Here is a 15,535-nt window from a genome sequence, read left to right as displayed (position 1 = left end):
TCATTTGTCCGAGTCAATGGGCCCGAGCTTCTGTTCGATTTCCTTTCCGCCCTCCAGTTGAACAATGATACTTCGCTCCATGATATTCTGCCGCACGACCTTGCCGTAACCTTCGGAAGTTTCAATTTTTTTACCGATTTTAGGCATGTCCTTGCGATGTTTTTTGTACATATCGTATTCGTATTGCAGGCAGCACATCAACCTGCCGCACGCCCCGGAAATTTTGCTCGGGTTCAAGCTAAGATTCTGTTCCTTGGCCATCTTGATGGAGACCGCATGAAAATTCTTGAGAAAACTTGCACAGCACAACGGCCGGCCGCAACTGCCGAGGCCACCCACCATTTTCGCCTGGTTGCGGATTCCTATCTGGCGCAGCTCGACCCGGCTCTTGAGCTTGCGCACCAGGTCCTTGAGCAGTTCGCGAAAATCCACGCGGCCGTCGGCGGTGAAGTAAAAAATGATTTTGCTGCGGTCATAAAAATATTCTACATCAACCAGGTTCATGTTGAGATTGTGGGCCGCAATACGTCCCAGACAAAAAGCTTTGGCTTCCTTTTCAATAGCCAGATTTTCCAGGTGCTTCTGTATTTCCTCTTCCGATGCCAGACGTTCCACCATCTTGATTTCCGCCGGGTGCACCCGGGAATCTCTGGGATAGGGCCCCTCGGAAACGATGCCGAAACCGACCCCCTGTTCGGTATGAACGATGACAAAGTCCCCCTTACAGAGCGGCAAATCTCCTGGATCGAAATGGTAGATCTTACCTCCTTTGCGAAAACGAATCCCAACTACTTTGTCCATAGGAACTATCCTTTATCGCCAGACAGACTCCCTCCAGCGTCAACTGCTTGTTGGCATTGCCCCGGAGGTGCTGTACCGCTTCCTCAATCTGATCGTACAGACTAAACAGATATTCCATTGAGGTATCTCTTATTCCAGCAGGAATTTGGTTCAGTTCGAATGCCGGCCGGTGATCTTTGACCAGCCGTGCAAGAATAATATCTCTCAACCACAGCTTAATACACAGAAAATCTTGCTCCAGATCGTCACTCTGCTTTGCCCACCTGGCCGTCAAGTCAAAGAACTCGATCATGGACAGATTGTGCAGGTTTTCCAGGTGTCCGAGGATTTCCTTCCAGTGGGCGATACGATTCTCTTCAACCAGCCACTTTGCCCGTTCCATGCTGCCTTCGGCCAATCGGGCTATTTCACGAGCTCGAGTCGGCTGCAACTGGCAGGTGCGCATCAACTCTTGTTCGACCTGCGTATCCTCGAGAGGCTGAAAGCGCACATGGCAGCAGCGGGATACTATGGTAGGGAGGAGCATTTGCGGTTCGAGTGTCAGCAATATGAAAATATGCTTTTTGGGCGGTTCTTCGAGGATTTTTAAGAGAGCGTTGGCCGCCTCTTCCCTGAGCTTCCGGGCGTCCTCCATGACGATCACGCGATACGCCCCTTCAAACGGCCTGTACTGGATCCTCTTGCGCAAATCGCGCACTTGATCGAGTTTGATGAATACTCCCTCGCTGGTTATCCAAAGCAAATCCGGGTGAAGTCCTCCATCGATCTTGCGGCAGGAGGCGCATCGGTCGCACGAATCGGCCGCTGCGGGCTCAAGGCAATTGAGAACTTTGGCAAACTCCTTTGCCAGGTGCGCTTTGCCGATTCCCGCCATGCCGCTGAAAAGCAGGGCATGAGGGATCTGACCGGTCTGTATCAGTTGTTTAAGGAAGCGCTTGGCGCGCATCTGCCCGGGGACGGCGTCAAGGGACATGTCGTGGCCTTGCGATTGCAATCATCAAATCCATCTACCTTGTCGGGGAAAGTTCGCAATTCACAACATCGAATTCCAGCTCCGCTCCCGGCTTTGTCGAGTCTGCCGCAAGCACTGTTTACTGGTCCTCTCGCTTCTGTGCCCCGTCTTCTGACCTGCGCCTTCTGCTTTCCAGCTTCTCGCCCTTGCCCCCCCAGATATTGAGCTGCAAACCGCGCGCTTCCTCCGCTTCCGGTTCTTTGGGCAATTCCTCCAAAGAGTCGGGAAGGCCGCGAAAGAAGAACCGTTCAAACAGGGGTTGGTACGGTGTCCAGGCTTGGTCCTGACCTGCAGGATCAGAGAGGATGCGTGTCACGTAGTTCATTTTCGCATCTACGTCGTCTGCAAAATGAAGCACGAGGGCCTCTCGGGTCATGGGAAGCTTGACGGCTCCGAACTTGGAATCACCATGGTGACTCAAAATGAGATGTTTCAGCAGCATGGCCTCTGCAGCCGGAAACGCCTTCAAAGTGCGCAGCTTGTCGTTTAACATATCCAGTCCCAAACCGATGTGCCCCACCAGCCGGCCGACATGGGAATAATCAATTTGCAGATCGTAGGAAAATTCTTCAATCTTGCCCACGTCATGCCAAATTGCACCGGCAATCAGCATGTCTTTGTCCAGTGCGGGATAATGGTCACAGATCTTCACGATCAGTCCGATGACCGAAACGGTGTGTTCCAGCAATCCGCCCAGGTATGCGTGGTGAATGGATTTGGCGGCCGGCGCTTGCTTAAAACGGGTCACCAGTTCGCGATCTCCCAGAAAAGCTTTCATCAAACGTTGAAGTGGGCGGCGTTTAACGGTTGCGATGTAACCCTTCAGTGTTTCAAACAGCTGATCGATGTTTACCGGGCAGACGGGCAGAAAGTCGGCAGGGTCAATCTGTTCCCGCGGCACAGCGACGATCTCTTGAATCTGGAGCTGCAATTCATCGCGGAAGGTCTCGCTGCGGGCACGAATGAAAACCGGGCCCCTGGACGGCACTGCAGCCATGAGTTCTTCGGCGCGCTCCCAAACGCGGCCGGTGATTTCGCCGCTCTTATCCGCCAGCTTGAGAGTCAGGAAGCGGGTCCCGTTGCGCGCCACTCGGAGTTGTTTTTCCGCGACCACCAGGTGGGTTTCGACCTCCTGGTCGGACCTTATTTCAGAGACATATAACTTGGCCACATGCAGCTCGATCTGATTTCCACAGTTGTCAACTTTGTCGGAGCTCACGCTCCGTGCGCAGATACCGGCAACGACGATATTTAATAGGAAACCGGAAGCAAGTCAATTTGCCTTTGGAAATAATGACAGTGTCACTTCTCGGGTGGCAGAAATTCGATGATCAATTCACCCTGGCGAGCCCATCCCAACTGTTGGCGCACGACCCGTTCCTGTACCGCCGGATCGTTCTTGAAGGCTTCTATTTGCTTAAACAGTTTTTGATTTTCGGTCATCAGGTTTTTTGTTTTCATTTCAAGGTCCTGGACTTGCTGCCGGTGCCGCCGATAGTGCAAAATTCCGTTGGGCGACGAGATCAGGCTGTACAGCAGCCAAAGGTTGAGGACCACAAGAATCCCGCAAAGGATTTGCAAAACCCTTGGGCCCGGCAGCAGGGGCCCGGTCCTGCGCTTATTGCCCGGATGTGCGGCATTTTTTGTGGAGTGTTTCCGGTTCATGTGTCACCCGCTAATCAATTGCTTTCCGGAATCTGCACGGAAGGGAATAGCCTCGGATCCGTATGGGGCAGGAAGAGCGCCCCGCGAAATTCGTTCATCAATTCCATGTTCACGTTCAGTTCGATGTAGGTGACCTGATTGCACACGCGGTCGATATCCTGCAGCAGTGATCTGTCCAGCAGGAGCATGGCTGCGCCGTGCCCTGCCGTGTTGCCGAGTCCTTGGTAGGTTTCGACGGGCAAATCGGGAATCATGCCGATGCGAATGGCCATGGCCGGATCGATGTAGTTGCCGAATGTGCCGGCAACAAAGAACCGCTTCAAATCGCTGAAACTCAATCCAACCTTATTGATGATGACCGTCAGAATGGTGTACATGGCGGCTTTGGATTTAAGAAATATGCCGATGTCGATCTCTGACACACAGAGATCCCGACCGTCGCCGGTTTCCTGGGCGAAAGCCACTGCGTAAGCCGGCCCGTCGGGAGTCTCGATGATGCGGTGCGAGCCGAGCCGGGTGTTGATTTTTCCCTGAATCGTCAAGATGCCGGCGGAAAACATCTCGGCCACCAGGTCAATCAAGCCTGACCCGCATATCCCGACGGGCTTTTGTTCTCCAAGAACATGATAGGAAGGCTCAAGGGTCGCCGGATCGATGCGCACCCGGTCTATGGCTCCCGGGGCGGCCATCATGCCGCGCTCCACCACACCCCCTTCGAGGGCAGGGCCGGCGGCTCCCGCACAGGCGATCAACCAGTCCTGATTGCCCAAAACAACTTCTGCGTTGGTGCCGACGTCAACCAAAATACTCACTTCTTCAGAGCGATGCAGCCCCGAGTTAAGAATTCCGGCGATGAGGTCGCCTCCGAAGTAGGAACCGACGTTGGGGAAAACGTAAACCAGCGCTTCCGGATGAACCATGAGCCCCAGGTCCCTGGCATGGTAGAAGGGAAAGCGATTGGCCACGGGAATGTAGGGTTCCTTGCAGATGTTGGTGGGATCGAGGGCCAACAGAAAGTGGCTCATGGTCGTGTTGCCGGCGATGGCTATGGAATAGACGTGCGCCGCAGATAAATTCCTTTCGGCCAGCATGGTGCGCATTGTCGCGTTGAATGCCTCAATGAGAAGATCCTGCAGGGTCTTGAGATTTTCTTTCTGACGGGCGAACAGAATGCGCGTGAGGATATCCTCGCCGTAACTGATCTGGGGGTTGGCGATAGACGTTTGTGCCAGTAGTTGTCTTTGTTCCAAGTCGATGAGATAGAATGCCACCTGAGATGTCCCAAGGTCGACGGCAAATCCCAGGTTGTGATGTTCGGAATCGCCGGGCAGCACGTCAATTACCTGCCAGTGGCGGTCGCCGCGGCCCAACACGGCGGTCACGTGAAAATCTTCCCGGCGGATCTGGCGCGAGAATTCTCCAATTCTCGTCGGATTGAACTGGAGCGGGGTAAAACCCTTGAGCTTTACGGCTCGACCCAACCGATCGAGATCTCCGGTATTGTCCTCCAGGCTGGGGCGCGGCAATTGCAATCGCAGGCATTCGACCAGGGGCTGTTCTTGCAGCCAGGAAGTCAGAGTTGAACGCATTTTTTCCCCTATTTTCCACCCATGCAGCCAACGACTAATTGATCCAGCTTATCTCCTCAAATCGCATCACATTGACACTCAGTTCCAATATGCCTCCCACCATAGTGTCAGATACTTTGAGTTGCAAGTGATTCTCGATCTGTTCCAGGGCGGCGAAAACATTTTCTCCCGGTTCTAGATTGAAGCGCACAGCGTGCTGGTGCTGAAAGTGTGACGGATTGCACCAGGGGGGAGAGGAAAGGCTGAAATGCATGCGGCATGCGATGGGACGGTAGGGGTATAGCTGGCAAAGATTGTTCTGCAGGAAAGGACAGAAATGCTCGCGGCAATGGTAGCTGTTCAGAGTTCTCTCGCGCATCCCTTCGTTTGTCGTCTCACCAGGCGGCAAGCAGGAACATTGCTGCAGGATCTCACGCCATTCTTCCTCGGCCTCCATGCAGCGACGAAAGAACCTTGGGAAAATGCCGCTCCGATGCATGCCGTAATAGAGGTAAATGAGCTCGGGGGTGGTGATTCCAACAGGCATGTGGCAGCAGCAGTGGGCACAGCCCGGTGTGCAGCGCGCGGCAATTCCCTGCCGGCGCAGGTAGCCAAGGAAATAGTGGACCGATTCATCGTATACATCCAAGGCCTTGCCAAAGTACTTAATGAACTGAGAGGGCAGGGTCTTTGTGATTGTCCATCGCGCAAGACCGTCCAACCAGGCAATTTGGTGAAGGTAGTGGATTACCTTATTTTGATAAGCCTGCACTGTTTGCAGCACCTGTTCGGGCAAATCCGCAGTTTCGATGACGACATCGTAACTTGGTTTTCCGGGCTGTTTTTCCAGTAGATTCATATCATGGCCGGGTCGGAAAAGTTGGAATTTGATGTTATCCATCCTATGTCTAGCTAATGGACTGCAAAAAGAAAAGCAATTTATCGTTTCTCCCGGTGATCCACTCTCCCCAACTTTGTGCCGCAACATCTTATTGACAGCGGAGCTGCTTTCTCATAAGCTCCCAGGTTGTTGCGGAAAGGCATTTGGGATCTTCCTTTCGCTGAAGGCGCTCCCCTTTGAGGTCAGTGCTCGATTGACGGCGGAGCGAATTCAAATACTGCACTTTGGTTCCTTCAAAATGGCATGTGATTGACTTGCGCTACTGCAACGAACAGCTGAAAACGAAAGAGATCTATCTTCTCGCATGGTTTGCGGCTAACGCTCAAAGTTCTCGAACCCGTTACAATCTATCATCGTCCTGAAGCAGTTACTGCCGATGGAGGGGAGTTGACAATGGAAGATATCCAGGTGAAGGAATTGGTGGAGGTGATCGCAAAAGCGCTGGCAGAACACCCGGAAGAGATTCATGTCACGGAGATAATCGGCCACCAGATTTCTGTGATTGAGCTCAGGGCGGCTAAGACTGATTTGGGCAAAATTATCGGCAAAGAAGGACGTAACGCCCACGCCCTGCGCACCCTTGTCAATGCTGCAGCGACCAAGCTTCGCAAGCGGGCGGTTTTAGAAATCCTGGAATAAATTCAGTCTGATGATCGACTGTAGCTATACAGCATGAATGAAAATCCTACTCTCCACAACCAGGTCATGCCTGGACACAGCGAACGACCGGAATGCTTTGGCGATCCGGAGAGTGTTTGTCCCATGGATGAAAACGGATTCATGCAGCCTCAGACGGCATGCATCAATTGCGACGCGTTGAAGTCTTGCCTGCAGTCCGCGTTGAGCAAACAGGGAATCATAGGGTCCAGGTCGAAGCAAAGCATGGCTGTAGCCAAAATGACCGGTTTTCTGAAGCGCTGGTCCGATCAGAAGCTGCGCTCTTCCGGTATGGCTGAAAAGTGAGCAGGTTTCTGATCAAGTCAATTGCTGCAGTGAAATGAATCCCATGAGAATCAGTGCTGCAGTTTCCCTGAACCAATAAATGCATGGCCCATTGGACACACCCGCACGCAACGTGCTGATCCTGCATCAGGGAGCCCTGGGGGACTTTTTGCTGGCGGTTCCCGTTTTTGAAGGCCTTCACCAGCGCTATCCCGGGACCCTGTTTGACTTTTGTTCCAGGCCCGAGTATGCGGCCCTGCTCGCTGATAAGCCTTATTTCGGCAGCGCCCTATCCGTTGACGGCTGTCTGCCGTCGTCCCTCTATCACCCCGATCTCTGGCAAAATACCCAGCTGGTTCCGTGTTTTGAAAGTGCTCATGTTGTTCTGTTATTCGGCCAGGACGGCAGCCGAATCATCGCCGATCGACTGGCGCATTTGGCAGGCTGCCCGGTTCACTGGATAAGGTCATTCCCTCCCGCCGAAACCATCCGACCGGTTACTCGCTTTCTGCTGGAGCAGTTGCGGTGCTTGGGCTTGAATGTTCCATACGTTGAACCGCGGTTAAGGCCGCTCTCGATGGAACTAGAGGCGGTGCGGGCGTGGATTGCGGGGCAGGGCTGGAGCCAAAAACCGGCACCCATTCTGATTCATCCCGGCAGCGGCGGGCGGGGAAAAATATGGCCGCTGAACCGATGGTGGTCCCTGCTCGGGTGGCTGCACAGCCATTATAATCACCCCATTGTCATGGTTCTGGGTGCCGCTGATAGCCATCTCAAGCCCTTTGCACTGGAAGCGGCCCACAGGCTGGGGGTGGCCCTTCTGGAGGGCGTCGCTCTGGAGAGACTGGCTGCTCTGGCCAGTGTGAGTCAAATGTATGTGGGCAATGATTCGGGTGTGAGCCATTTAGCGGCTGCGATTGGCATTCCGACGACAGTCATCTTCGGTCCTACCGTGCCGGAAATTTGGGCGCCGCAGGGGGCCCAAGTCCATGTGGTGCGGAGCCGCTGGTGCGCGCCCGAAAACCTGACATGGACGTCCAGCGGTGAACCGGATCCCGTGGAGGAGCCAGTGCGGGTAATCCTGGAGAAGCTGTTGCTGCAATTGCAGATCCAAAACCGTCCTGTCGCGCAGAGCGCTTCCCAAGCGCCATGCTGCTCAGACAATTAAAAACGTCCTGGTCGGGCGGGTCTGGGCATCTATCCGTCCTGTTGTGTCAAACGACGGGGAATTGTGTGTCGAGCCCGAACAAAATCTGCTGCAGGTGCTGATCGCGCAGGACCGCATGGCCCGATCCCGTCAGGGTGATGTTTCCCTCCTCAATCAAGAATGCCGCATCGGCCACATTGAGGATACGGCGCACATGTTGGCCGGCAATGAACAAGGTGACGCCGTTCTTGCGCATGGTTCGAAAGGTGTCGCAGAATCGTTTGATGATTTTTGGGCTGAGTCCCAGAAAGGGATCGTCCAGGAGCAACAGCTGAGCTCCACTCATCAGCCCGCGGCCGAGGGTTACCATGCGCTGTTGCCCGCCGCTCAAAACTTCTGCAAAAGCATTTCTATGATCATAGAGCTCCGGAAATAGTTCAAAAACCAGCTTCATCTGCCGATCGACAGCTTTTCGATTGAGGTAGGCGCCAACCTCCAGGTTTTCGATGACCGTCATATCCGGAAACACGCTCATCCCCTCGGGAACGTAGACCAGGCCGCGCTGAACAATCTCCCACAAGGGAAGAGTGTCGATACGCTCACCCTTGAATGAAATTCGCCCTTTCTTAGTTTGCAGCAATCCGGCAATCGCCTTGAGGAGGGTCGTTTTCCCGGAACCGTTTGGACCTACTATGGCAACGATTTGAAGAGGTTCGATGGTTATGGAAACATCCTTCAGCACCGGCGTTTTCCCACAACAAACAAACAGGTTCTGCGCTTCCAGCAGGGGCGATTTCCGTTGCATGAATTCTTTCCTCTAAGAACGCTCCTGATTCCTTTCCCCCAGGTATGCCGAAATGACATCGGCGGATTGTAGCACTTGATCCGGCTTCCCTTCCATAATTATTTCTCCCTGATCCAGTGCCACCAGTCGATCGGACACCTTGCTCGTAAGAGTTAAGAAATGGTCGGTCAGCAACAAGGTGAGCCCCTGCTGCCGCAACGTCTTGATAAGCTCGGCCATCTCTTTGATGGCGTGCGGACTTAACCCGGCCGCAACTTCGTCAAGCAGCAAGAATCGCGGATTGGTTGCGAGCGCTCGGGCGATTTCCAGGCGGCGTTGTTCCGATAGAGTCAGTTCTTTTGCCGGCAGATCTACTTTTGGGGAGAGATCCACCAGTTCCAGCAACTCCTCTGCCCGTGCCTGTGCTGCGGGCGATCCATATGGTTTTCCTGCGCCGAACCACAAGCCCATGAGAATGTTTTGCCGGGTACTCATTTGGGGAAATGGCCGGGCGATTTGAAATGTTCTTGCAATGCCCTGGTGGCAGATGCGATGGGACGACCAGCGGGTGATGTCCCTGCCGTCAAAGTGGATTGTCCCACTGCTGGGCTTCACCTGACCACAGATGACATTGAACAGGGTGGTCTTGCCGGCACCGTTTGGACCGATGACAGCGACGATTTCCTGTTGCTCGACATTCAGATCGATGTGCCGCAGCGCTACCCGTTCTTGGAACTCAACGCTAATTCCTGCCAATTTCAGGAGAATGTTCGGCGTCTTTGCACCCATGATCCAATCCCGTGGGGGAAGAACAGCAATGTAACTATTATGATTAGGCCATACAGAATAGAATGCCCCACCGGCAGCAGGGAGTGAAATAGAACTTGATCGAGAGGATAAAGAATCAGGGCTCCCAAAAGCGGTCCACACACCAGGTAGCGCCCGCCGAACATGGTCAATACCAGGGGCAGCGCTGAAATATGCAGACTAAAAACCAGCGGTGGTTCAATCAATCCCATCAGGTGTGCATAGACGCCGCCGCACAGACCCGTCAAAAATGCGCTCAAAAGCAGTGTAACAGAGCGAGTGAAATGAACGTTTACACCCAGCATGGAGGCGGCGGTCTCTTCTTCCCTGAGTGCGCGAACGGCCCAACCCCACTTGGACTTTATGAACTGCCGGTGGATGAGCAAAATGACCAGGGTACAGCAGAGCAGCAGGTAATACTGGGCTTTGAGGCTCTCCCCAAGGGCGATGCTGACGCTTCCGACACGTACTGCAGAAAAGCCCGTTATCCCCACCACGCCCAAAGATCCGAAAGTGAAGCTCTCCCAGTTGTCAATGATGACCCGGGGAATTTCCACCGACGCCAGCGTTGCCAAGGCGAAGCGAGCCCCCCGCAAACACCCGAAAGCGACGGTCCACAGCAGACCATAAACGGCGCCGACCATTCCCCCAAACAGGACTGTCGCCCAGGGTGAAAGATGCCAGTAATGGCTCAACAGGGCAGATCCGTATGCGCCCAGTCCAAAAAAAGCGGCATGGCCGAGTGAGATGTTTCCTGTCAGGGCATAAAGATTCCAGGCGAGAGCCAGGGCTCCATAAAAAAAGGTCATGGTCATGACCCGATAATACACTGCATTATCCTGCAGTAGAAAGGGCGAGAAAATGAAAAATAACAAGGCGGCTGTAAAACCAAGGACAGCAGGCGATGTTGCGGTTCTTATCATGACGGCTCTTCGGGCTACTCTCGAGGGTTATGATTGCGACGGTGCGGACTGCATCTATCCCGGCAACCTTGCCGCTTTCGGTTTTCTGGATAAGATGCCTTGTGGTTTCAGCAGCAGCAGAGAGATCAGAACCAGAGCGCTCACCAGTTCGCGCCACCCGGTTCCGAGAGCGTAGACCGTCGTAGATTCGGCAATCCCCAGTGCCCATCCTCCTAGGAGAATCCCCCTGATGCGGCCGACACCGGCAAAAATGGTGATGATGATAGCAATGAGGCTTGCTTCGGTGCCCCCCGAAGGATAAAGGTAGGTCGTTCTGGCATAAAGGGGGCCGGCCAATCCGATCAGAGCACCCCCAATGGCGAAGCCGACCAGGCTCATCCGTCTCACGTTGATTCCTGCCAGTTTTGCGGCTTCACGGTCTTGTATGGTAGCGCGCAGAGCTTTGCCCAGAAAAGTCTTGCGCAACAGGATATAGAGAGCCGTTGTGGCCAAAAGCGAGGTGCCGATGAGGATGACCTGGGTGCGTGTGAGTAGCAGTTGAGTGTAGGGCAGTTCGATAGCGGGAGCAGCGGATTGAATGATCCGGTAGTCGGCTGAAAAAAGCATGAGCATGGTGTTCTGGAGCACCAGAGCCAGGCCGAAAGTGACGACCAGCGTGTTGAGTTCATAAGGCTGACCGACGCGACGCAGCAGCTTCTGCAACAATATGGCAATAATCACCATCGCCAAAGCGGTAACGGGCAGAGTCCCAAGAAAGGGCACTTGCATTTGGCCGGCCAGGGTGTAGGCCAGATAACCGCCAAGGAGAATGAGCTCACCGTGGGCCAGGTTAAAGGCGTGGGTAACACCAAAAATGAGAGCAAAGCCGAGGGCGACCAAGGCATAAAACGAGCCAAGAGAGAATGCGTTTATGATTAGTTGCAGAATAACCAACTGTTCATACTCCCTCTACACAACGTCATTCGCTCGATGGCTGGGCGATTTCGCCGGTTTTTCGGTCGGCGGGATAGACCGTCACCATTTCTCCTTTTTGGACCTGCACAACGACTTGCTGGTAATGCTTTGGGTCTCCTTTCAGGTCGAACTGCAGATGTTCCATGGGAAGCAACAGGTCAAGGGATCGAAGCGCCCTGCAAATATTGTCGCCGGTCAATTCTTTTCCGCTTTCCAATACCCTTCTGATGGCTTCTATGAGGGCTTTGGCGGAGGTATACCCGTGCATGGTTGTGGTGTTCGGGGTCTTGCCGAAGCGTGCCGTAAAACCTTCCACAAAAGCGCGGGATTGCTTATCCGCCCCGGCAACCGCAATGCCGGGATTCCATGCGCACATGCCGAACAAACCGTGGGCTGCTTCCCCCATGGCTTCCAGGAAACTCGGATAGGCGATCCCCCATGGTCCGATGTAAGCCCTGAGCGGGATCTTCTGCTCTTTCATTTGACGCACCAAGATCAAATGGTCCGCAAAGAAGCCTCCCGAAATCAGCACATCCACTCGGGACCGGCGTATTTTGAGCAAAAATGCCGAGAAATCGGGCGAGCCCGGACGGAACTTCTCGAAAATGGGAATTTCTATGGCGGCGTCCAACAGACAAGAGCGGACCTGTTGGCCGAATTCTGTTGAACCGGGGGTGGAAGCATACAAAACAGCCACTCTGTCAGGTTTCAGCTCCTGGATCAGAAAGCTGCAAAGGGGTTCCACGACTCCCTGCAAATGAGCCACCCTGAAAAAATACGGATTGTGCCGCCCGAGCGTGAGTCCCTGCTGCAGGCTCGCCGACGCCACGTAAGGTACCTGATGCTTGGCGGCGAGTTCGCTTATCGGACCCACTAAGGAATCGACGTAACCTCCCACCAGACCCGCCACCTGCTCACGATAAATGAGGTCTTCGGCCTGGTTGATGGCAACCTCCGGCTGGCTCTGATCGTCTCGGCTGAGCAGTTCAAACTTGCGTCCCGCAGCGCCTCCGGTGGAATTAGCTTGTTCGATGGCGTACAGGATACCCTCATGAATCTCCTGCCCATGTTTTGCCAATTTCCCCGTGAGCGGGTCAATCTCCCCGACGCGTATTGGGCTGGAATTTCCCAAGGCAGCTCCGGCCGAACAGACCGATACCGTGAGGGATACAACCAGGCTGACGATTGGCTTAAATATGTTGCTGAAAATGTTCATGAATCATACTAAGGCAATACGGCCAGGATGAACCCGACGTGCGCGAAAGCGAAGCCGTCGCCAAATTCGGCAGCCAACCTGGCTATGGGACGCTGCCCTGTGCAGTGGCTGGTTGCCAGGAGCTCCACCCGGTATTTTTTCAGAGCACTGATGGTGTGATCCAGCTGTGTCTGGGCGGAAAAGCCCAAATGAGTGCCGCCGATGATCGAATGTATCCGTTCTTCACCCGTCTGAGCGATGGCGTGCTCCAGGATGTTGATCAACCCGGCGTGGGCGCATCCCAGCAAAATCACCAGGCCGCGCGAAGTTTTCAATATCAACGAGTAGTCGTCCAGGAATGGGTCGGGAGCCCATTCCCCATTTTGTTTGATGAGAAATTTCGGGTCGCCCGTCTCGAAGGAGGTCTTCCTCGGAACTTCACCGCTCACGTAAACGTTGGGGGCGATTTCAGCAAAACTGGTGTGCCACTTGAAGCGCGCGCCGCGTGTGGTGAGGTAGGCTTCCTTCCACGGGATGCCGATGGAAACCGGCTTTTCTTCGGGTCCCATGGGCATCATCCGGAACCTCTCGAGCAATACATCGGGATGAGCCACAACATCGCATGGTCCGTGCAAGCCCAGAAAGGCCAGCATGCCTCCCGTGTGATCGAAATGGCCGTGGCTGAGCACCAGTTGGGACACCTGCCGCAGATCTTTTTGCAGGCGCAGGGAATTCTGTATCAACGTGAATCCCTGACCGGTATCAAACAAGAGGTTCCCGGCGGGAGTTTCGACATAGGCTGCAAATCCATGTTCACCCAGAAGACCGGGGGTGGGGACGGTATTCTCACACAAGACAGTGATTTTCCAGGTCATGATACCCTCCCAAATGCATAACCCCCGCATTGACGCGGGGGTATGGTCAGATCAGTCAAAAGTGGGGATTACTCACCGGAAAGTTCAGGTTCTCCTTCTCCGGATGGCGACCGACGGGCGTTTAGCGCAGCTTGCGGCGCAGCAGCTTACCTGTCGGGGTGCGCGGCAGTGAATCCACATATTCAATGAGCCTCGGCAGTTTGTAAATGGCAATGTGCTCTTTCAAGAATTCCTTGAGCTCATCGAAAAACGCATCGCCTCCCTCAAAGCCCGGTTTCAGAACGATGAATGCTTTGGTGACCTGGCCCTTGTCGGGATCGGGAATGCCGACCACGCCAACGTCTGCTACCGCCGGATGTTTGGCAATGGCTTCCTCCACTTCGGCGGGCCCGATGCGGTAGCCGGAGCTCTTGATCATATCGTCTTCGCGGGAAACAAAGAAAATGTTGCCGTCTTCGTTCATGTAAACGGCGTCACCCATTTGGTTCCAACCATTCACAACGCCCTTCTTCTGGGATTTGAGAAGTTTCTCGTTGTCTTCGTAAGGTTTCCAGTAAAGCGTGCCCGAGGCCCCTTTGAGGATCATGCTGCCCACCTCGCCCGGTTTACAATCCTTGCCCTCGGCGTCAACGACGCGCACCTGGACCCCTGGTAAGGGTTTGCCGATGGAGTTGGGGACAGGTTCAGGATTCATGGTGTTGGAAGTCACCAGATGGAGCATTTCGGTTCCGCCGAGTCCCTCCCAAATGGGTTTGCCGGTGAGTGCTACCCAGCCGTCCAGGGTTTCCTTGCCCAACGCATCGCCTCCCGAAGTGTAGAGGCGGATGGAACTGATGTCGTACTTCTTGAAATCGGGGAATTTCATCAATCCGCGGTATGCCGTGGGAAGGCCCGTGAGCACGGTGATCTTGTGTTTGCCAATCAACTCCATCATTTCCGTGGGGGTGAACTTGGGAATGAGGGAGATGGCTGCGCCCCCCTCGAAGGGAAGCAGAGTGAAGGTTCCGAAGCCGGCAGCAAAGGAAACCGGAGCGGCGCCGCCCAACACATCGCCCGGTTTCATCTTGTAGACGTATTTATTGACGATCTGAGCTTCGATGATGGCCGGTTTCACAAAGTGCACGCAGCCTTTGGGCAGGCCTGTGGTGCCGGAAGTATAAAGCATGATGCCGATGTCATTGGCGTCGAGCATGGAGGCCTCCAAATTGGGGGCTCCCTTGTCCAACATCTCCTCGAACACCAGATTGCCATTGGCTTTGACTTCATCCGGTTGACCCCCGATAACGATGATCTTGGTGCCGAATTTCAATTCGGACTTGGCCTTTTCAACCGGCTCCATCAAAGGCGCGTTTACGATGAAATACTTCATCTCTGCATTGTTGGCCACGAAGGCAACCTCTTCGGAAGACCACAGGGGTGAAGTGGGAACGGGTATGGCGCCGATCTTTTCGATGGCGAAGATGGCGACAATGGCTTGCGGCGAATTCACCAGCCGGATACCGACACGGTCTTGAGCCTCTACCCCGGCATCTTTGAGGGCATTGCCGAATTTGTTGACCATCTGCTGGACCTGGGCATAGGAGAACGTTTTATCCATGAACTTGATGGCGGGGTTGTCCCCTCTGCCCTCACGGACATGCCTGTCAAGCAGAAAGTCGGCCAAATTGAGCTTGTCCGGAGTGTTGGCAAATTCTTCCGGAACGAGGTATTCAGGCCAGGTGTCTTTCGGGGGAAGATAATTTTCGGGTATTTTGCTCATCCTTCTTGTCCTCCTTGCGGTTGGGTTAAACTGGAAGAAAACACCTATTGCGTAACAATGGCTCAAGATCCGGGCCACGACCTAATGTATCAAAAGTCTGAAATAAACCACCTCCCTTCTCGTATCCATTTGGGAATCATGAGTGACACGACCGCATGGATTTGGGTGCGGTAACCGGTTTGTCAACCGATACCCAGCAAAC

The 15,535-nt window shown here is 54.1% G+C and carries 16 protein-coding genes; 3 read left to right on the top strand and 13 right to left on the bottom strand.

The features are described from left to right. From K1V27_RS00625 to K1V27_RS00600, 6 genes are all read right to left on the bottom strand, one after another. Complete coding sequence (locus K1V27_RS00625; protein WP_258927590.1) at positions 1 to 801, bottom strand: PSP1 domain-containing protein; 801 nt, start codon at positions 799 to 801, stop codon at positions 1 to 3. Next, the gene (gene holB, locus K1V27_RS00620) at positions 761 to 1,795 is read right to left on the bottom strand and encodes a DNA polymerase III subunit delta' (RefSeq protein WP_258927589.1); all 1,035 of its coding nucleotides are present in this window, start codon (positions 1,793 to 1,795) and stop codon (positions 761 to 763) included. The genes K1V27_RS00625 and holB overlap by 41 nt, the downstream gene beginning before the upstream one ends. A 97-nt stretch (positions 1,796 to 1,892) precedes the next feature. Next, positions 1,893 to 2,984 carry a 3'-5' exoribonuclease YhaM family protein gene (locus K1V27_RS00615; protein ID WP_258927588.1) on the bottom strand — a complete coding sequence of 364 codons (1,092 nt, stop codon included), beginning with the start codon at positions 2,982 to 2,984 and terminating at the stop codon, positions 1,893 to 1,895. Between the two features lie 131 nt (positions 2,985 to 3,115). Then, positions 3,116 to 3,478, bottom strand: a complete 363-nt coding sequence (locus K1V27_RS00610; RefSeq protein WP_258927587.1) for an FtsB family cell division protein — start codon at positions 3,476 to 3,478, stop codon at positions 3,116 to 3,118. Between the two features lie 14 nt (positions 3,479 to 3,492). After that, positions 3,493 to 5,067 carry an ASKHA domain-containing protein gene (locus tag K1V27_RS00605; RefSeq protein ID WP_258927586.1) on the bottom strand — a complete coding sequence of 525 codons (1,575 nt, stop codon included), beginning with the start codon at positions 5,065 to 5,067 and terminating at the stop codon, positions 3,493 to 3,495. A 34-nt stretch (positions 5,068 to 5,101) separates the two neighbouring features. Next, positions 5,102 to 5,947 (bottom strand): YkgJ family cysteine cluster protein, encoded by an 846-nt coding sequence (locus K1V27_RS00600; RefSeq protein ID WP_258927585.1) that lies wholly within the window; start codon positions 5,945 to 5,947, stop codon positions 5,102 to 5,104. 393 nt (positions 5,948 to 6,340) lie between these two features. Between K1V27_RS00600 and K1V27_RS00595 the strand changes: the two genes are divergently transcribed. From K1V27_RS00595 to K1V27_RS00585, 3 genes are all read left to right on the top strand, one after another. After that, entirely contained in the window at positions 6,341 to 6,586 is a 246-nt protein-coding gene (locus K1V27_RS00595; RefSeq protein WP_258927584.1) for a KH domain-containing protein, read from the top strand. Between the two features lie 33 nt (positions 6,587 to 6,619). Then, positions 6,620 to 6,910, top strand: coding sequence for a hypothetical protein (locus K1V27_RS00590; protein WP_258927583.1), 291 nt, complete (start codon positions 6,620 to 6,622; stop codon positions 6,908 to 6,910). A gap of 79 nt (positions 6,911 to 6,989) precedes the next feature. Further along, positions 6,990 to 8,057, top strand: a complete 1,068-nt coding sequence (locus K1V27_RS00585; RefSeq protein WP_258927582.1) for a glycosyltransferase family 9 protein — start codon at positions 6,990 to 6,992, stop codon at positions 8,055 to 8,057. A gap of 46 nt (positions 8,058 to 8,103) precedes the next feature. On the opposite strand, the gene K1V27_RS00580 is transcribed toward K1V27_RS00585, so the two are convergent. From K1V27_RS00580 to K1V27_RS00550, 7 genes are all read right to left on the bottom strand, one after another. Then, complete coding sequence (locus K1V27_RS00580) at positions 8,104 to 8,841, bottom strand: ABC transporter ATP-binding protein (protein WP_258927581.1); 738 nt, start codon at positions 8,839 to 8,841, stop codon at positions 8,104 to 8,106. Positions 8,842 to 8,853: 12 nt separating this feature from the next. Then, positions 8,854 to 9,609, bottom strand: a complete 756-nt coding sequence (locus K1V27_RS00575; RefSeq protein ID WP_258927580.1) for an ABC transporter ATP-binding protein — start codon at positions 9,607 to 9,609, stop codon at positions 8,854 to 8,856. Continuing rightward, positions 9,579 to 10,550: a branched-chain amino acid ABC transporter permease gene (locus tag K1V27_RS00570; protein ID WP_258927579.1), complete on the bottom strand. Its 972-nt coding sequence runs from the start codon at positions 10,548 to 10,550 to the stop codon at positions 9,579 to 9,581. The genes K1V27_RS00575 and K1V27_RS00570 overlap by 31 nt, the downstream gene beginning before the upstream one ends. 54 nt (positions 10,551 to 10,604) lie before the next feature. Beyond that, positions 10,605 to 11,483 carry a branched-chain amino acid ABC transporter permease gene (locus K1V27_RS00565; protein ID WP_258927578.1) on the bottom strand — a complete coding sequence of 293 codons (879 nt, stop codon included), beginning with the start codon at positions 11,481 to 11,483 and terminating at the stop codon, positions 10,605 to 10,607. A gap of 25 nt (positions 11,484 to 11,508) precedes the next feature. Further along, positions 11,509 to 12,636 (bottom strand): ABC transporter substrate-binding protein, encoded by a 1,128-nt coding sequence (locus K1V27_RS00560; protein ID WP_258927577.1) that lies wholly within the window; start codon positions 12,634 to 12,636, stop codon positions 11,509 to 11,511. Positions 12,637 to 12,728: 92 nt separating this feature from the next. Next, complete coding sequence (locus K1V27_RS00555) at positions 12,729 to 13,574, bottom strand: MBL fold metallo-hydrolase (RefSeq protein ID WP_258927576.1); 846 nt, start codon at positions 13,572 to 13,574, stop codon at positions 12,729 to 12,731. 121 nt (positions 13,575 to 13,695) lie between these two features. Then, on the bottom strand, positions 13,696 to 15,333 hold the full coding sequence (locus K1V27_RS00550; protein WP_258927575.1) for an acetate--CoA ligase: 1,638 nt from the start codon (positions 15,331 to 15,333) through the stop codon (positions 13,696 to 13,698). Positions 15,334 to 15,535: the final 202 nt, after the last annotated feature.

The organism is Desulfoferrobacter suflitae (genome assembly GCF_022603395.1).
Lineage (GTDB): Bacteria > Desulfobacterota > Syntrophobacteria > Syntrophobacterales > Syntrophobacteraceae > Desulfoferrobacter > Desulfoferrobacter suflitae.
This window is presented reverse-complemented; position numbering and strand designations above follow the sequence as displayed.